14 protein-coding genes are annotated in these 17,100 nt (G+C 64.0%); 3 read left to right on the top strand and 11 right to left on the bottom strand.

The window, feature by feature from the left end:
- Positions 1 to 7 precede the first annotated feature (7 nt).
- The 4 genes from NKI47_RS11915 to NKI47_RS11900 form a co-directional block, all read right to left on the bottom strand.
- Positions 8 to 772, bottom strand: a complete 765-nt coding sequence (locus NKI47_RS11915) for an SDR family oxidoreductase (RefSeq protein WP_352590138.1) — start codon at positions 770 to 772, stop codon at positions 8 to 10.
- A 127-nt stretch (positions 773 to 899) separates the two neighbouring features.
- Positions 900 to 2,408 (bottom strand): sugar ABC transporter ATP-binding protein, encoded by a 1,509-nt coding sequence (locus NKI47_RS11910; protein WP_352590135.1) that lies wholly within the window; start codon positions 2,406 to 2,408, stop codon positions 900 to 902.
- A gap of 33 nt (positions 2,409 to 2,441) precedes the next feature.
- On the bottom strand, positions 2,442 to 3,380 hold the full coding sequence (locus tag NKI47_RS11905; RefSeq protein WP_254820381.1) for a sugar ABC transporter substrate-binding protein: 939 nt from the start codon (positions 3,378 to 3,380) through the stop codon (positions 2,442 to 2,444).
- 150 nt (positions 3,381 to 3,530) lie between these two features.
- Positions 3,531 to 4,514, bottom strand: a complete 984-nt coding sequence (locus NKI47_RS11900; RefSeq protein WP_502897030.1) for an ABC transporter permease — start codon at positions 4,512 to 4,514, stop codon at positions 3,531 to 3,533.
- A gap of 307 nt (positions 4,515 to 4,821) precedes the next feature.
- On the opposite strand from NKI47_RS11900, the gene NKI47_RS11895 reads away from it, so the two are divergent.
- Positions 4,822 to 5,784 carry a sugar-binding transcriptional regulator gene (locus NKI47_RS11895; RefSeq protein WP_031211026.1) on the top strand — a complete coding sequence of 321 codons (963 nt, stop codon included), beginning with the start codon at positions 4,822 to 4,824 and terminating at the stop codon, positions 5,782 to 5,784.
- Here the strand turns inward: NKI47_RS11895 and NKI47_RS11890 are convergent.
- The 4 genes from NKI47_RS11890 to NKI47_RS11875 all read right to left on the bottom strand — a co-directional run bounded on the left by NKI47_RS11890 (position 5,781) and on the right by NKI47_RS11875 (position 10,713).
- Positions 5,781 to 7,274, bottom strand: coding sequence for a xylulokinase (locus NKI47_RS11890; RefSeq protein ID WP_352590129.1), 1,494 nt, complete (start codon positions 7,272 to 7,274; stop codon positions 5,781 to 5,783). The two genes, NKI47_RS11895 and NKI47_RS11890, sit on opposite strands and share 4 nt — an antisense overlap.
- A gap of 20 nt (positions 7,275 to 7,294) precedes the next feature.
- The gene (locus NKI47_RS11885) at positions 7,295 to 8,617 is read right to left on the bottom strand and encodes an NAD(P)H-dependent oxidoreductase (protein ID WP_352590126.1); all 1,323 of its coding nucleotides are present in this window, start codon (positions 8,615 to 8,617) and stop codon (positions 7,295 to 7,297) included.
- A 213-nt stretch (positions 8,618 to 8,830) separates the two neighbouring features.
- A complete protein-coding gene (locus NKI47_RS11880) occupies positions 8,831 to 9,937 on the bottom strand; it encodes a mandelate racemase/muconate lactonizing enzyme family protein (protein ID WP_352590123.1) in 1,107 nt (368 codons plus the stop codon).
- A 50-nt stretch (positions 9,938 to 9,987) separates the two neighbouring features.
- Positions 9,988 to 10,713, bottom strand: coding sequence for a GntR family transcriptional regulator (locus NKI47_RS11875; protein WP_352590120.1), 726 nt, complete (start codon positions 10,711 to 10,713; stop codon positions 9,988 to 9,990).
- Between the two features lie 251 nt (positions 10,714 to 10,964).
- Between NKI47_RS11875 and NKI47_RS11870 the strand changes: the two genes are divergently transcribed.
- Together NKI47_RS11870 and NKI47_RS11865 are read left to right on the top strand one after the other, a co-directional pair.
- Positions 10,965 to 11,585, top strand: a complete 621-nt coding sequence (locus NKI47_RS11870; RefSeq protein ID WP_352455172.1) for a TetR/AcrR family transcriptional regulator — start codon at positions 10,965 to 10,967, stop codon at positions 11,583 to 11,585.
- Positions 11,572 to 12,045 carry a cupin domain-containing protein gene (locus tag NKI47_RS11865; RefSeq protein WP_352590118.1) on the top strand — a complete coding sequence of 158 codons (474 nt, stop codon included), beginning with the start codon at positions 11,572 to 11,574 and terminating at the stop codon, positions 12,043 to 12,045. Before NKI47_RS11870 ends, NKI47_RS11865 begins: the two co-directional genes overlap by 14 nt.
- A gap of 320 nt (positions 12,046 to 12,365) precedes the next feature.
- On the opposite strand, the gene NKI47_RS11860 is transcribed toward NKI47_RS11865, so the two are convergent.
- From NKI47_RS11860 to NKI47_RS11850, 3 genes are read right to left on the bottom strand one after another with little or no spacing between them, the layout of a single operon-like run.
- A complete protein-coding gene (locus tag NKI47_RS11860; RefSeq protein ID WP_352590115.1) occupies positions 12,366 to 13,520 on the bottom strand; it encodes an efflux RND transporter periplasmic adaptor subunit in 1,155 nt (384 codons plus the stop codon).
- A 16-nt stretch (positions 13,521 to 13,536) separates the two neighbouring features.
- On the bottom strand, positions 13,537 to 16,716 hold the full coding sequence (locus NKI47_RS11855) for an efflux RND transporter permease subunit (protein WP_352590112.1): 3,180 nt from the start codon (positions 16,714 to 16,716) through the stop codon (positions 13,537 to 13,539).
- Positions 16,710 to 16,982, bottom strand: coding sequence for a hypothetical protein (locus tag NKI47_RS11850; protein ID WP_031211028.1), 273 nt, complete (start codon positions 16,980 to 16,982; stop codon positions 16,710 to 16,712). The genes NKI47_RS11855 and NKI47_RS11850 overlap by 7 nt, the downstream gene beginning before the upstream one ends.
- Positions 16,983 to 17,100: the final 118 nt, after the last annotated feature.

Raw genomic sequence — 17,100 nt, 5'->3', positions numbered from 1 at the left:
TTTTCTCCTACCAGCAGACGAAGCCGCCATCGACGATCAGGTCGATGCCGGTGACGAAACTCGAGGCGCGGCTGGCCAGGAACACGGTCGGGCCGACCATCTCCTCCGGCGCCGCCATGCGGCCCATCGGCGTGTCGCGCTCGAAGATTTTGACCTGGTCGGCGACCTCCGGCCGCTTGTTCATCGGCGTCAGCGTGTAGCCGGGGCTGACGACATTGACGCGCAGGCCGCGATCGGCCCATTCCATGGCGAGGCTCTTCGACATGTGGATCACCGCGGCCTTCGACGAATTGTAATGCGCCTGGGTCAGGCCGCGATTGACGATCGAGCCCGACATCGACGCGATGTTGATGATCGAGCCATTGCGCCGCGTCAGCATGGCGCGGGCCTCGGCCTGGCAGGACAGGAACACGCCGCTGACATTGACGTCATAGAGCTTCTGCCATTTCTCCAGCGACAGCATCTCTGCCGGTTCAGCTCCGGCGACGCCGGCATTATTGACGGCGATGGTCAACGCGCCGAGTTCCATCTCCGTACGCTCGATCGCGGCCGCGAGATCGGCCTCTGAAGTCACCGTGCCGTTCAGCACCAGCGCCTTGCGGCCGAGTGCCGTGATCCGGTGCGCGGTCTCCTCCAGCCCGCCTTTCGAGGCGTGGCCGAAGCAGGCTATGTCGGCGCCGGCCTCGGCCAGCCCAATGGCGATTGCCTGCCCGATGCCGCTGCCGGCGCCTGTCACAAGTGCCACGTCACCATGAAGGTCGAATAATTTCATCGTCGGTCCCTCTGCTCCAACCGCCGTCCTCCGGAAATAAAGGGGCGCCAACTCTGTTGCTGGCGCCCCGCGCGGTCTGGTGCCCGGGAGGATACCACCTGCTGCGCTTTGTTTCGATGGGCTGTTCCTAGCTCGTGGCGAGTTCCATGACGGCGATATTGCTTGCTTCGCTGCGGTCGAGAATGCCGCGTTGCCGGCCGCGGCTCAGCACCAGCACGCGATGCGACAGGCCGAGAACTTCCTCGAGGTCGGAGCTCACCACCACCACCGCCATGCCGGAGCGGGCAAGGTCGGCGATGACATCATAGATCGCGGCGCGTGCACCGACGTCGATGCCGCGCGTCGGCTCGTCCAGGATGAATACCTTGGGCGGGCGCGACACCCATTTGGCGATGATCACTTTCTGCTGGTTGCCGCCGGAGAGCTTGCTGACCGCCTGGTTCGGCCGGCCCTTGACGCCGAGCCGGCGAATGCCGGCCTCGGCGAATTTCTGCACCGCCTTCGGGAACACCCAGCCATTCGGCGCGACATGGTCGAAATTGCCGATCGCCAGGTTCTCGCCGATCGTCTGGTCGAGCACCACGCCCTGCGCCTTGCGGTCTTCCGGTACCAGGACGACGCCGGCCTTGATCGCCGCCGCCGGGCCATTGAGATGCACCGGCTTGCCGGCGACGCGCACCGATCCCGATGAGATCGGATCGGCACCGGCGATCGCCCGCACCAGCTCCGTGCGTCCGGCGCCGATCAGCCCGGCAATGCCGAGGATTTCGCCAGCCCGCACTGAAAAGCTGACATTTTGGAAGCTGCGTTCCGGCGAGGACAGGTTTTCGACCTCGAGCAGCGTGTCGTTGCCCGGCGCCGATACCGTAGGGAACATCCGCTCGACACTGCGGCCGACCATTTGCTCGACGACAGTGCGCACCGGAATGTCGGCGCGCTCGTGCCGGGCGATGATGCGCCCGTCGCGCATCACCACCACGCGGTCGGCGATCTGGGCGATCTCGTCCAGCCGGTGGCTGATATAGATGAAGGACATGCCTTCCGCCTTGAGCTTGCGGATTTGCTGGAACAGGAGCTCCGTTTCCTCGCCGCCAAGGGCGGCCGTCGGTTCGTCGAAGATCAGCAGCTCGGCATTGAGCGTCAGCGCCTTGGCGATCTCGACCTGCTGCTGGGCGGCGATACGCAGCGTGCGCACCTTGCGCTCGGGCGAGACATCGAGACCGAGGCGCTTCAACTGGGCCGATGCCCGTGCATTCATTGCCGCGCGGTCGATGCGGCCGCCACGCATCGGCAGGCGCCCGACATAGACGTTTTCGGCGACCGACAGATCGGGCAAGAGCTTCAGCTCCTGGTGGATCATGCCGATGCCGGCGTCGATCGCCGCGGCAGGATTGGCGGGGGAATAAGCGTTCCCCCGCCAGGTGATGGTGCCGGTATCGGGTTTCGTCGACCCGGCGATGATGTTCGAGACAGTCGACTTGCCGGCGCCGTTTTCGCCAAGCAGCGCCACGACCTCGCCCGGCCGCACCTCGAAGCTCGCATCGGCCAGGACCTGCACCGGCCCGTAGCTTTTGCAGAGGCCGCTGACGACGAGCCCGTTATGGGGGCTGTGCGTGTGGCGAGGATCGGTGGACATCGTTGCGCTCGTCGATTGCCGGACTGGTCTCAATCAGGGATGCTTGGCGATGAACTGCTCGACATTGTCCTTGGTGGTCAGCGTCGCATCCTGCAGCTGTTCGGCGGGAATGGTCTCGCCGGCCACCAGCTTGATTGCTGCATCGACGGCGAGCCGGCCCATGCCCTGGGTTTGCTGCGTCGCGGTCACGTCGAAGACGCCGTCCTTCAGTGCCTTGAGCGCCGCCACGTCGCCGTCGAAGCCGGCAACCCAGACCTTGTGGCCGGGATTGGCGACCTTGACGGCCTGCGCCGCACCGAGCGCCAGCGCGTCGGCCTGGCCGATGACGATCGACACGTCGGGGTGCGACTGCAACAGATCCTGCGTCAGCTTGAAGCCTTCGTCCTGGTGCCAGCCTTCGCTCCACAATTCGCCGACAACCTTGATGTCGGGATAGCCTTTCAGCGCTTCGCCGCAGCCCTTCGAGCGGTCGACCTCGGGCGTCGTGCCCTTCTGGCCGTGGATGATGATCAGCTCGCCCTTGCCGCCGGCCTGCTTGGCGATGTAGTCGCAAACCGCCTTGGCCGATGCCACGCTGTTGGTTGCGATGAAGGTGTCGCCGGGCGCGCCGTCGGCGTTGCGGTCGACATTGATGACTGGGATGCCGGCAGCCTTGGCGGTCTTGGTCGGCACGGTGGCGGCGGTGGCGCCGGCCGGAATGTAGATCAGCGCGTCGATGTTTTGCGTGATCAGGTCCTGTACCTGGCTGACCTGGGTCGCCGAATCGCCCTTGGCATCGACGGTAACGACCTCTATGCCCTTTTCCTTGCCGTAGGCTTCGACGGACTGCTTGATCTGATTGAAGAAGTCGGCCTGCAGATTGGCGACGGCGAGGCCGAGCTTTTTGGCCTCCTTGGCCGAGGCCATGTCGGACAGGCCAAGCAGCGGGATGACGGCCGCGGCGGCAAGCAGCAATGAACGTTTGGTCAGCATGTTTATTCCTCCGTTGATGTTCAATCTGTCCTGCCCGCGCATCGCGGCGCCCCTTGGCCGAACAACTCCCAGTTTCGGATCACCGATCCGTTTTCGCCCGAATATCGGGGCGAATCTCATTGAGCCCAATTCTTCATTGTGCCCCATTCTTCATTGTGCTCGGCGCCGCCACGTGTCGGTGGCCACCGCCAGCGCGATCACCACGCCGATAACCACTTGCTGGATGAAGGGCGAGACACCGAGCAGGTTCAGCCCGTTGCGCAGCACGCCGATGATGAGGACGCCGATGGCTGTGCCGCCGATCGAACCGACGCCGCCCGACAGGCTGGCGCCGCCGATCACCACCGCCGCGATGGTGTCGAGTTCGTAGCCAAGGCCGGAGCTCGGCTGGACGGAATCGAGCCGGGCGGCAAGCACGATGCCGGCGAGACCGGCCAGCACGGCGCAGATCGCATAGACCCAGTTGGTCAGCGACTTGACTGGTATGCCGGACAGCCGGGCGACTTCGGCGCTGCCGCCGATCGCGTACAGGCTACGGCCGGTAGCGCGATAATTCAGGAAGATCGCGAAAATGACGGCAAGCACGATCATCAGCCCGACGGTGACCGAGAGGAATCCGAAATGGCGGATTATCGACAGGCTGGTGAACCAGTCGGGAAAGCCGACGATCTGCGAGCCGTCGGTGATCATGTTGGCGAGGCCGCGCGCCACCGACATCATCGCCAACGTGGCGATGAAGGGCGGCAGCTTGGTGACCGTCACCAGCAGGCCCGAAACCAGCCCGCAAAGGCCGGCGACGACGAGGGCTGCGGCGATGCCGGCCGGCAGGCCGAGATTGAGATAGTCCGGATGGGCGACGAAGCCCATCACCATGGAAGCCAGCGCCAGTACCGAGCCGACGGACAGGTCGATGCCGCCGATCAGGATGACCAGCGTCATGCCGATCGCCATGATGCCGAGCACGGTGACCTGGTCGAGAACGTTGAGGATGTTGCGGACAGTCAGGAAGGTGTCGGTGGTTAGCGAGAGCGCCACGCACAGCAGAACCAGCCCGATCAGCGGGCCCATGGTTCCGGCAAAGACAGCCGAAAACCTTGCGCCCGCCGTAGCCTGCGCGCCAGAGCCTGCCTTCAACTCGCCTGCCTTCAAATTGCTTGCGTCGTTGCTCACAGCCACTTTGTCTCCTCCACAGCAATCCGGCGCTGCATCACCGGGCCACTTTGTTCACCAGGCCCCTCCCTGTGAACAATTTATCTTTAACATGCAATTTTGTTCAGCTAAACTGTTCATCGGAAAATTGTCAAGGCCTGCCGCTTCATTCGAGCACGGTTTGCGCTGTCCGGCGGTTTGCCTTACGCAAGGTCTCGAAAATCTTGGGCATTTCGAAGTCGCCGGATTGGAATATCATGAGCAGAGCCGGCGGCTGCGGCAAGGCAAACAGATGACGATCGTAGAGAACGAAAGAGCCTCGCGCTTCCCCGACGCCGAACTCAAGGCCCGCGCCGCCTGGCACTATTATGTCGAGGGCCTTACACAGGAGCGGATTTCCGAAATTCTCGGCGTCGGCCGCATCAAGGTGCATCGCATTCTCTCCGCCGCCCGCGAAGAGGGTGTCGTCCAGTTTCGCATCCGCGACAGCGTCGTCGAATGCGTGATTTTGGAGGAAAGCCTCAAGCAGCGGTTCGGGCTCAGCCAGGCTGTTGTGGTGCCGTCGGCGGCCGACCGAAGCAACGCGCCGCTGATGATCGGCCACGCCGCCGCCGCCTACCTGGCCGACCATGTGAATGCCGGCGATGTCATCGCACTGGGCTGGGGGCGGACACTGAAATTCGCCATCAATGAATTGCCGCGGCGGCCCATCGCCAGGACGACGGTGGTTTCGATGCTTGGCGGCCTCACCCATGCCCAGCCGCTCAACCCGACAGAAAGCGCCTGGGATTTCGCCGAAAAGATCGGTGCAGAGTGCTTCCTGCTGCCGGTGCCGGTCTATGCCGACAGGCCGGAGCAGCGCGACGCTTTCATGAGCCAGCGCAGCGTTCAGGACGTCGTCTTCCGTGCACGCCGGGCAAACATCGCCGTGCTCAGCGTCGGCTCGTTTTCCAACGACAGCCCGATCGCCAATTACGGCTTCATCAAGCCAAGCGAACTCGAGGAATTGCAGGCGGCCGGTGCCGTCGGCGATATTCTGTGTCATTTCATCGACGCCGAGGGCCGCCCGGTCGACCACGAGGTCAACCGCCGCGTCTGCGCCTATCCGCTGCAGGATCTGTCGGATATCCCGAGCATCATCCTGGTGTCGGGCGGCAGCGAGAAGGTAGCGGTAATGCGGGCTGCGCTCGCCAACACCAAGGTATCGGTTCTGATCACCGACGAAGACGCGGCAAAGGGGCTGCTCAACCGCTAGATTTCGCCGAGAGCGCCGAGGCGGGTGTGGATATCGCGCGTCGCCTGGTAAAGGTCGCGGTAGATTTCCTTGCGGCTGCGATAGGCGGCGACAAGCCCGTCGACCGGATCGACATGCCTGGTGGGAGCGGCAGCCATTACCTCTGCTGCGGCTTCCGGCGAGGCAAACCAGCCGACAGCCGCTGCCGCCAGCATGGCAGCGCCGAGTGCGGCGGCTTCGTTGACCGGCGAAACCGAGAGCGGCCGCTCGAGCACGCTTGCCATGATCTGCATTAGCAGCGCGAAATTGGTGCCGCCACGGGGGGCGATCATCGCCGCCGGTCCGCCGGCCTGGGCTTCCATGGCCTCGGTGGCGACGGCCTGCTCGAAGGCGATGCCTTCCAGGACAGCGCGGAAGAGATGCTCCGGCCGGTGATCGAGCGACAGGCCGACAATGGCGCCGCGCGCCGCACCGTCCCAATACGGGCTCATGACGCCGGCCCAATAGGGCATGATGAGCAGGCCCTCGCTGCCCGCGGCAACATCCAGCGCCACTTTCTCCAGCGCTGCCGCCGAGGGCGAACCGGTGGTTCGCACGATCCAGTCGACCAGCTGCATGCCCGAGCGCAGCACGGTCTCCAGCATGAAACCGGAGCCGGTCGGCGAGACCAGCGTGCGAAAGGCGTCCGAGGTTTTCACCTTGCCGGAATAGCAGCCGCTGACCACGCCGGAGCCGAGCGAGAGATAGCTCTTGCCCTCGCCGTAGACGCCCATGCCGAGGCCCATCGCCTGGCCGTCCCCAGCGCCGGCAACGATCGGCGTGCCGGCCCTCAGGCCGGTCAGCTGGGCTATGCTTGCGGAAAGACTGCCGCAGACCACGCCTGGCGCGACCAGCTCGGGTAATTGCTCCATCTGCAGTCCGGCGGCCGCAACGAGGCGGGGATGCCAGGTACCTTTCTCGACATCGAGCAGCCCGAGCGGGTCCGCACTCGCGGTGCTGGTGACCAATCGCCCGGTCAGCCGCTGGACGAAGAAACCGTGCACGTCGACCAGTGCCGCTGCCTGGCGAAGCACTTGCGGCTGGTGCTGGGCAAGCCAGGCAATGGCGTAGAGCGCCGGCGTCGGGTCCGGCGGCTTGCCGCTCCAGTCGCGGATCGCCTCGCGGCCGAGTTCGGCCGAAAGCCTGATAACCTGCGGCCGGGCGCGTTCGTCGAGCCACAGGATCGCCGGCATGAGTGCTTTGCCGGCGCTGTCCACCAGCGTGAAGGTCTCTCGCTGGTGAGCGATGCAGATCGCCGCCACCCGCGCAGCGCCGACCGCCTCGGTGACCTGCTTCAATGCGCCAAGCAGCGCCGTCCACCAATGTTCGGCGTCCTGCTCGAAACGGCCGGGCTTCGGATTTGAAAGCGGGTACGGCTCGCGCGCCTGGAACAGCTCCTCGCCGTCGCGCGCGAAGGCAATCGCCTTCACGGCCGTGGTCGAGGCGTCGATCCCGATTACGACATCGTCCATCAGGCGGAGATCCGGCGGGGTCAGGCTGCGTTTGTAACGAACCGTCCGTCCGACTGGTCGAGACGGCGGCGGATCTGGGTTATCACCATCGAATCGTCGGGTACACAATTTTCATAGGTCAGGAAGTCGCCGGTCTTGAGCGGCTTGACCACCTTGGCGCGTTCGGCAAGGCCGAGCGGCAGGGCGCCGCGGGCGCGCGCATCCCCCCAGGTCATGGCGAAGCCGCGATAGTCGTTCTCGCCGATCATGCCGAGCGACTGGCCAACGCCAAGATCGCTCTTGGCGACCGCCACCGCCTCGGCCACAGGATGGTCGAGCGGCTCCATGTCGGCCCGCTTGTAGACCACGGCGCGCGCCGCCGACAGCGGCACTTCCAGGCTGGTCAGATGATAGGGCCGGAAGATCGTGAAATAGGGGCCCTTGCCGACCTTGAGGTCGATCATGCGCTCCAGCACACGCGGATGCCGGGTCTCGATGATGCAGAACACGCCGGGCGCCACTCCCTTGCCGATCGAGTAATCGACCACGCCCTTGCGATGCAGCACGCCGCCATCCTCGCGCGGGCAAAGCACGCTGGCCAACTCCTCCAGCGTCGCGGTCGGGCCGTGCATGCCCGGCACGTCGGGCACCAGGCCGGTCGCATTGGCGATCGCCACCATCTCGATCGCCGTCTTCGAGCCGTCGACGAATTCGACCAGCATGCGCGCATTCATGTTGCGCTCGGCCGCCTCCTTCTCGTAGTCGGCCGGCATGGCGTCGATCTTCAGCGGATTGTTCTTGCCCTTGCCGGCGGCGATGATGTTGAAGCCGAGGCTTTTGGCAAAGCCGATGATCTCCAGCGTGCAGGCGGGCTCGTCGCCGGCGGCACCGGTATAGACGACGCCGGCCTTGCGTGCCTCCTCCTTGAGGAAGCGGCCGATGGTGATGTCGGCCTCGACATTGAGCATGACGATATGCTTGCCGTTCTTCATCACTTCGAGCGCAAACAGCGTGCCGATATTGGGATTACCCGTTGCGTCGATGATGACGTCGATCCGGCCGGCCGCCGCCAGCGCATGCAAATCTTCGGTCACCGCGATCTTGCCGGCCTCGATGGCGCGGTCGATCGCGGCCGCATTGCCGGCATGGACGATGTCGGAACGGTCATGGCCAGCGAGCAGCGCCGCGTCGATCGCTGCCTGCGGCCTGACTTCGGAAATGGCGCCGATCCGCATGCCCGGCATCAGCGCGACCTGGACGACGATGTCGGTGCCCATCTGTCCGGCGCCGGCAAGCCCGATGGTGATCGGCCCCTGCTGTTCAGCGCGCTGCAGAAGTTCCGCTGCAAATTGCGGATGGGACATGTCGCTTCCTCCAGTTCCTGACGCGCCGCAGCGTCCAAATCAACGGTTTGAACATTTCTATTTGCAAATGAAAAATATTTCAACCGGCAATTGGGCATTGTCGCTCTGCAATCGGCCGAAGACGATTGGAGGAGCGGTCATCCACACGGCCGTGCCTCCGCAGTCAGAAGGACGCGGCATATTCAGGTTGATTGGGTGCAGCCTTGTTGTAGCTCAGCTGCCGATTTCGAAGAAGGGCGCACCAAGCAGGCCGGGAACGACATCGATGCCGAGGCCCGGCCCATCCGGAATGCCCATACGGCTTCCCGAAACCGGCGGCATGTTGGATGCGGTGCGCACCGTCACCCATTCGTGGAAGGCGATGGCGTGCAGCCGGCGCTCCTCCGGCGTCGACAGCGACAGATGCGCCATGGCCGATGTGTCGATCTCGGCGCCGCCAGTGTCTTCGACCGTGATCATGAAGCCGAGGTCGACGGCAAGGTCGCGGATCTGGCGCGTTTTGGTGACGCCGCCGAGGCGCGAGATCTTCAGCGTCAGCCCGTCGGCCGCGCCCTTGCGGTGGATGTCGAGCATATCGTCCAACGAGGCGACGGATTCGTCGAGCACCATCGGCTTGTCGAGCGAGCGGCGCACCGACAGGCATTCGTCGATCGTCGTGCAGGGCTGCTCGAACGTGTAGTCGATGGTGCGCGTCGCATCCACGAACTGGCGCGCCTCGTAAGGGGTCCAGCCGGCATTGGCGTCGCAGAAGATGACGGTGCCCTTCGGCACCGCGGCGGCAACGGCTGTGACGCGTTCGATGTCGTCATGGACGTTGCCGCCGACCTTGACCTGCAGCCGTTGAAATCCTTTCCCGACGATGTGCTTGGCAAGTGCGGCCATCGCGTCGACCGTGCCGTGGGTGACGACCTTGTAGAGTTCCGCCGTCTCGCTCTCGCGGCCGCCAAGCAACGTGACCAGCGGCACGTCGGCGGCGCGCGCCGCGAGATCCGAGCATGCCATGTCGAGCGCCGACTTGATGTAGGGATGGCCCTTGAACACCGTGTCCATCAACCTGTTGATACTGGCAAGCCCGCGTGGGTCATGGCCAATGAGATGCGGCGCGATCTCGACGACGCCGGCGCGAGTACCCGCAGCGAAGGCAGGCGAATAGAAATTGCCAAGCGGCGCCATCTCGCCCCAGCCGGTGAGCCCGCTATCGGCGGTGACGGCGACGATCACCGCGTCGAACGCATCGGCGACACGCCCCTTGGACATGCGGTAGGGCCCGTCCACGAAGGGCTGCACGACATGGTAGGCCTTGATGGTTTTGATCTGCACGTTTTCTGTCCGTTGTCTGTGTTCCGGGATGTCCGTCAAATTTGTCGGGCTCAGCCGCCTTTAGGTCGGCCGGCACGATCGGCGCCGGCGCCCTTTGAGCCGCGCTGTTCCAGCCCGCGCGCATAGGCGAGCAGTTCTTCGAAATCCAGGTCGATATGGTCCTTGGCGTGGCGCTGTGCGGCGCGCATGTCGCTGCCCTTGAGCAGCCGTACATAGGTCTCGTGAGCATCTACGGCAGGCACCGGCTCGTTGCGCGCCCGCTGGTGCAGCGCGAAATACATCTGCAGCCGGCTGGTCAGCCGCTGCCAGGTTTCCAGCAGCACCGAATTGTCGGCCCATTCGTGGATCAGGCCATGCAGTTGCAGCGCTGTTTCGATCTGCCGCGTCGTGTCCAGGCCGCGCGTCGCCTGCTTCACCGCCGCATGGCGCCGGTCAAGCTCGTCGAAGAAGCGCTGGTCGCGAAGCGGCCAGGTCCGCTCGATGGCGAACTCGTCGAGCACCTTGTTGAGCGAATAGGCGTCGTCGATGTCCTTGGCGGTGACGTTGATGACGAAGGTTCCGGCGTAGGGGATGCTGGTCAGGATGCCTTCCTGCACCAGCTCGCGCATTGCCTCGCGCAGCGGCGCGCGGCTCACCCGCATCTGCTCGGAAATCCTGAGTTCGTTGAGCTTCTGTCCCGGTTCCAGCCGGCCGGTCAGGATCGCCCGCCGGAGCAGCCCCACGATCTCGGCCCTGCGTGTCGTATCCGCGATCGGACTGAAATCCAGCTTTGCCATTCGGCTGCTCCAGGGAACCGAAAGCAAGACAAGCAGATTGTCGACAATCTTACAAGAGCTGGATTCTCGATCCTGGAGACATTGGCGCCCTTCCGGCCTCGGCCAGCCTGACCATGCAAGCCGACCAGGTCCCGGCCGCTGAGCGTCAGCTGGCTTCTCGCAGCGGGAAACAACCTGGTGCGTAGCCTTCGCAATGTCCATTGACGACTGGGAAGGTTTGTGTCACTAGCAGTGACATGAATTCACAAACGATGACTCAGAAATACGAGAGCCCGCTGCGGGCAGAGCAGGCGCAGGCCACGCGCGAGCGCATCCTCGCGTCCATTCGAACGATTCTGGAGCAAAATCCGTACAGCCTCCTTGGCTTCGATGAGGTTGCCGAGGTTTCGGGCGTAAACCGACGGACCATCTTCCGCCATTTCCCGACGAAGGAAGCGCTTTTGGAAGCCTTTTGGGCCAGCACCAATGCCTCTCTGGGAGTGCGGTTCTGGCCTGAGCGGGAGCAGGATCTGATCGATCTTCCTCCCGACCTTTTCGCCTCGTTGGACGCAATCGAAGGCGTAGTCAGAGCCTCGCATGCGAGCGCTACCGGGCGCGAGATGCGCCTGCAAGCCAATGGTGAGCGGCAACGTGCCTTTCAGAGCAGCCTTTCGCAAGTCGCAAACGGAATGGACCCGAAGGCGGCGCGCCAGCTTGAGGCCGTGATCCAGCTCCTGTTCAGCGCCACTGCCTGGCAGACGATGAAAGACTACTGGGGTCTTACCGGCCGTGAGGCCGGAGAGGCAGCCGCCTGGGCAATTCGCGCCTTGCTCAATGCGGCAAAATCGCAGCAAGGCGCTGTTCGAAAGGAAAAAGCAAGTGACTTGGCATAAGACCAAAGCGACGGTCCATCCGGCCGATTCGGTTCAAGGCTTCTGGGTAATGGGCGATCAGGTCGCTGTCCGGGCAAAGCTCGCTGGGACGGCACTCAACGTGATCGACGTCACGGTACCTCCTGGAAGCGGCACGCCGCCCCACACGCATCCTTCCGCGGAAATTTTCCGCATTCTCGAGGGCACCCTCACGATATGGACAATGATCGATGGGGTCGCGCAAGAATATGAGGTGGAACCCGGTGATGTCGTCACCATTCCGGGCAACGCGCCCCATGGCTATCGCAATGCTGGTCCCGTGCCGGTTATTTTCATGGCGATCGTCGACGACGAGATGATCGCATTCTTCGAAGAGGCTGCATCCAAGGACGCGCCCTCCGGCCCGCCGACCGCTGGCATGATTAACCGCGTGATCGAGCTTACCGGACGCCACGGGATCCGGATCCTGCAGGCGGCCTGACCGGCGAAACCGTTGCGCCAGGATTTGACCTGGAAGACGGTGCCTTATGCCGCCTAAATCCAGCAGTCCATCCATCCAGGTCGAAGCGGGCGTTCGCGCGAGTGATACGTGTAGCCGCGACAAGCCGTCGGCTGGATGGATGTCTCGTTTGCTGATCCACAAACTGCCTTCACAGTTGGAGAGCGCCTCTATGCTGCCATCGTCGCCAGAGCCGCCGTTCGCACTACGGCTTGAATCGGCCGTGTCGAAAACATCAGCAAAAACGGCGCCCTTGGCGTGGGAGCCGAGGGCGCCGCGGGACCGGAACCTGATGGGGGTTATCAGGTGGCCGGTTTCTCGGGCAGCGGCGAGATCGGCATTCCCGGGCCGATCTTCTGCAGATTGCCGGTAATCACCCGGTCGCCTTCGGCCACACCGCTCAAGATGGCGACCTGATCGCCATTGGTCGGTCCGAGCGAAACGATACGCTGGTCGACCGTGTTGTCCTTGCCGACGACATAGAGGTATTTGCCGAGCTGGCCTGAGCCGAGTGCCGTCTGCGGTACCATCAGCGCATCGGGCTGCTCTTTGACGTGCAGCCGGACGCGGACATATTGGCCGGGCAGCAGCGTGAACTTGCCGTTGCCGACCGTCGCCCGTGCCGTGATCGTGCCGGTCGATCGATCGATCGTGTTGTCCATGAAGGTAAGATCGCCCTTCTGGCGCGGTTCCGTTTCACCGGGAAGCAGGACGTCGACACTGATCGGTCCCGCGGCGCGGGCCTCCTCGATCTGTGTCAGGTCCGTTTCGCTCGGATTGAAGGTGACGTAGATCGGATCGAGCTGCACCAGCGAATTGAGCACCGTGCCGGCGACGCTGACCAGCGTTCCAACAGATGCTTGGCTGCGTCCGATGCGTCCCGCGAACGGGGCACGGATTTCGGTGTAGCTCAAATTGAGCTCGGCGGTCCGCAAGGCGGCCTGGTTCACGGCGAGCGAGGCCTGAGCCTCACGCAAGGTGCTGGTGCGCTGGTCGAACACGTCCTTGGCGAGATAGCCGCTCTTGGCGAGTTCGCTGCCGCGCCCGAGATTGGAGCGCGCATAGTCGAGCGTCGCCGTGTCGCGCTGGATAAGCGCCTTCGCCTGCTCGAGGGCAGCCTGGAAATCCTCAGGGGCGATCTTGTAGAGAAGGTCGCCCTTCGCAACGTCGCTGCCGTCGGTAGCGACCTGCTCCTGCAGATAACCCGGCACGCGCGCCTGCAGCGTGATGCTGCGGATCGGCTCCACCCGGGCGGCGTAGTCGAGATAGATCGGGATCGTCTTCTTGACGACGCTCACCACCGGCACCGGCATGACAAAAGCTTCCGGCTTGGGTGTCGCCGCCCCGGCTGTGCCGGCGTTGAGGCTGAGGCTGCCCATGTCGAGCAGGTGAACGCTCGCCACCGAAATCGCCCCAAGGGCGACGGCCGTTCCCAGCGCGATTTTCCATTTACGCATGATCAATTCTCCAGTCCTATTCGGCCGCTTCGGCCAATGGCTCGAAGGCGGGTTCGGCAGTTGGTTGTTCGGTCGCTTCGGAAACCGGTTCGCTCTCGCTGCGGCGCTCGCGCAGCTGCTCGATCACCGCATAGAAGACCGGCACGAACACCAGCGACAGGATCGTCGCCGCGACCATGCCGCCAAAGACGGTGGTGCCGATCGACTGCCGGCTTGCGGCACCCGCACCCGTGGCGAACATCAGCGGCAGCACGCCGAGGATGAAGGCGAAGGCGGTCATCAGGATCGGTCGCAGCCGAAGCCGCGCCGCTTCCATCGCGGCGTCGACGATGCTGAGGCCTTCTTCGCGCCGGCGCCGGGCAAACTCGACGATCAGAATCGCGTTCTTGGCCGCCAGTCCGATCAGCATGACGAAGCCTATCTGCGAATAGACGTCGATCTGCATGCCGCGCAGCCACAGCACGACGAATGCACCGAACAGTGCGAGCGGCACCGCCAGCAGCACCATGAACGGCATCGCCCAGCTCTCATATTGCGCGGCGAGGATCAGGAAGACGAAGACGATCGCGAGACCAAAGACGACGGATGCGATCGATCCCGCCTTGAGCTCCTGATAGGTGATGCCGGTCCATTCGTAGCCGAAATCTCTCGGCAATGCCGTGGCAGCGGCACGTTCCATCGCCGCCACCGCCTGGCCGGACGAAAAGCCGGGGGCGGCGCCGCCATTGATCAGGGCCGACGCATTGTTGTTGTAGTGCGGCACGGTCTCGGGGCCGACGACGGGCACAAGCTTGCCCAGCGTGCTCAGCGGCACCATGCCACCCGACGCATTGCGGACATAGAGCCGCGATATGTCGGCCGGACCGGCGCGAGAGTCCTTGTCGGCCTGTATCGTCACCCGGAAGGTGCGGCCGAACAGGTTGAAATCGTTCACATAGAGCGAGCCGAGATAGATCTGCAGCGTATTGAACACGTCCGGCAGGTTGAGCCCGAGCAGCTTCGCCTTGGCGCGATCGAGATCGTAGTTGAACTGCGGCGTCGAGGTCGAGAACGACGAGAACAATTGCTGTGGGTTGAGCTCGGGCTGCTTGCGCGCCTCGGCAATCACGGCTTGCGTCGCATCGTTGAGCGCCACGCTGCCGCGGCCGGTCAGGTCCTCGACCTGGAACTCGAAGCCCCCGGTGGTGCCAATGCCTGGGATCGACGGCGGGTCGAAGCTCAGCGCAAAAGCCTCTGGAATTTGCAGCAGCTTGTTGCGCACGTCGGCGACGAGCTTAGACGCGCTCTGATCGGGGCCGCGTTCGTCCCATGGCTTCAGGATAGCGAATTCGACCGCCGAATTCGACTGCGCGGCACTGGTCAGGAAGTTCAAGCCGCTGATCGAGCCGACGATGTCGACGCCGGGCGTGTTCTGCAGGATGTCGCGTGCCTTTTGCGCCACCGCGTCGGTGCGTTCCAGCGAGGCCCCGTCGGGGAGCTGGATGACGACGAAGAAATAGCCCTGGTCCTCGACCGGAAGGAAGGTCGAGGGCAGGCGCTGCCAGACGAAATAGGTCGCGACAAGTCCGGCCGCGAACACGCCGAGCATGATCCAGCGCAGGCGGATGAGAATACGGACCCCATTCGCATAGACATGCGCCAGCCGTTCGAAGCCCATGTTGAACCAGCGGAACAGCACGAACTGCGTTTCCGGCCGGTGGCGCAGGAAGGCGGCGCTGAGCGACGGGGTAAGCGTCAGCGAGACGAAGGCCGAGATGCCGAAGGAGATCGCCACCGTCAGGGCGAACTGGTTGTAGAGCCGGCCGGACACGCCCGGAATGAAGGCGACCGGCACGAACACCGCCATCAGCACGGCGGTCGTCGCGATGATCGGGCCGGTGACCTCCGCCATCGCGGTGCGCGTGGCAGCCAGAGGTTTGAGACCGGCCTCAAGTTGGCGTTCGACATTCTCGACGACGACGATGGCGTCGTCGACGACGAGGCCAATCGCCAGCACCATGCCGAGCAGGCTGAGCATGTTCAGTGAGAAGCCAAGCATATGCATGACGGCCAGCGTCGCCACCAGCGACACCGGAATTGCGATCGTCGGGATGATCGTGGTGCGCCAGCTTTGCAGGAAGATGAACACCACGGCGACGACCAGGACCAGCGCTTCGCCGAGCGTGATCAGCACGTCGTGCATTGAGGCCGAAACGAAACGTGTCGTATCGTAATGCATGGCGTAGCTGACGCCCTTCGGGAAACGGGCCGACAGCTCCTGCATCTTGTCCTTGACGCGCTGCTGCAGATCGAGCGCGTTGGAGCCCGGCATCTGGTAGACCGCGAGCACCACCGTCGGGTCCTTGCCGAAGAAGGCCGACGACGAATATTGCAGCGCGCCGAGCTCGATGCGCGCAACGTCGCGCAGCCTGACCAGCGAGCCGTTGGCGGTATTGGCCCGCACGACGATGTCGCCGAACTCCTTGGGATCGCTCAGCCTGCCGACGGCGTTGACCTGCATCTCGAAGGCGGTGCCGGCCGGAGCCGGCGACTGCCCGATCTTGCCGGCCGCCACCTGGACGTTCTGCTCGGCGACGGCGTTCTGCACGTCGACGGCAGTAATGCCGAGATTGGCTAGCTTGTCGGGGTCGAGCCAGATGCGCATCGAATAGCGCCGCTCACCGAAGATCTGCACGTCGCCGACGCCGGGCAGGCGCTTCAGCGGATCGACCACCTGCAAGTAGGCGAGGTTGCTCAGCGCGACCGGGTTGACGGAACCGTCTGGCGAGGTGAGGTCGACGATCAGGACGAAGTTCGGGTTCTGCTTCTTGATCGTCACGCCGCCCTGATTGACGATGGCCGGCAACGAGGAAGCCGCCTGCGAAACGCGGTTCTGGACGTCGACGGCCGCCGTGCTCAGATCGTAGCCGACGTCGAAGGTGATCGTGATCGTCGAGGAGCCGTCATTGGAGCTCGACGACGACATATAGGTCATCCCCTGGACGCCGTTGATCTGCTGTTCGAGCGGCGTCGTCACCGTGTCGGCGACGACCTGCGCGCTGGCGCCCGGGTAATGGGCGCTGACCACGACCTGGGGCGGCGTGATGTCGGGAAACTGCGAGACGGGCAGGAGGAAATAACAGATCCCTCCGGCGAGCACCATGATGATGGCGATCGCCGACGCAAAGATCGGACGATGAATGAAGAAGTTTACCATGATATGCATGCCTCGCCCGATGCTCTGGCCCGGCCAAACGCCCTGGCTACCCTGGAAAGCCGCCGGCTGCGTGTTGAGCCGGAATCTTCGAGAAAGCCGAAATCTTCAAGGCGGCGCGGCGCATTGCGGCGCTCGGCCTGTTCGTCCGCCAGCGCACGCAGCATCGCCTCGAAGGACCGCGGGTCGACGCGGTCGGCTTTCATCAGCATGCGGATCATCGGATCCCTTACGACTTCATCGATCGTCAGATCATTGCGCTGCGACATCGAAGCGGCTCCTGGTTTTTGGTGATCCGCGGCAAGCCGCGCATCTGGTGTTTTCTTGCTCGCCGGCCGAGGCCGTGAGGTGCGGTTCGTCCCCTTGCCGATCGGGGCGGGGCTGATG

The sequence above is a fragment of the Mesorhizobium sp. M0633 genome, from assembly GCF_040320645.1.
Lineage (GTDB): Bacteria > Pseudomonadota > Alphaproteobacteria > Rhizobiales > Rhizobiaceae > Mesorhizobium.
This window is presented reverse-complemented; position numbering and strand designations above follow the sequence as displayed.

Bases quoted from the DNA above. Each gene is read 5' to 3' on its own strand.
- NKI47_RS11915 (WP_352590138.1), bottom strand. From the start codon at position 772: ATGAAATTATTCGACCTTCATGGTGACGTGGCACTTGTGACAGGCGCC.
- NKI47_RS11910 (WP_352590135.1), bottom strand. From the start codon at position 2,408: ATGTCCACCGATCCTCGCCACACGCACAGCCCCCATAACGGGCTCGTC.
- NKI47_RS11905 (WP_254820381.1), bottom strand. From the start codon at position 3,380: ATGCTGACCAAACGTTCATTGCTGCTTGCCGCCGCGGCCGTCATCCCG.
- NKI47_RS11895 (WP_031211026.1), top strand. From the start codon at position 4,822: ATGACGATCGTAGAGAACGAAAGAGCCTCGCGCTTCCCCGACGCCGAA.
- NKI47_RS11890 (WP_352590129.1), bottom strand. From the start codon at position 7,274: ATGGACGATGTCGTAATCGGGATCGACGCCTCGACCACGGCCGTGAAG.
- NKI47_RS11885 (WP_352590126.1), bottom strand. From the start codon at position 8,617: ATGTCCCATCCGCAATTTGCAGCGGAACTTCTGCAGCGCGCTGAACAG.
- NKI47_RS11875 (WP_352590120.1), bottom strand. From the start codon at position 10,713: ATGGCAAAGCTGGATTTCAGTCCGATCGCGGATACGACACGCAGGGCC.
- NKI47_RS11870 (WP_352455172.1), top strand. From the start codon at position 10,965: ATGACTCAGAAATACGAGAGCCCGCTGCGGGCAGAGCAGGCGCAGGCC.
- NKI47_RS11860 (WP_352590115.1), bottom strand. From the start codon at position 13,520: ATGCGTAAATGGAAAATCGCGCTGGGAACGGCCGTCGCCCTTGGGGCG.
- NKI47_RS11855 (WP_352590112.1), bottom strand. From the start codon at position 16,716: ATGGTAAACTTCTTCATTCATCGTCCGATCTTTGCGTCGGCGATCGCC.
- NKI47_RS11850 (WP_031211028.1), bottom strand. From the start codon at position 16,982: ATGTCGCAGCGCAATGATCTGACGATCGATGAAGTCGTAAGGGATCCG.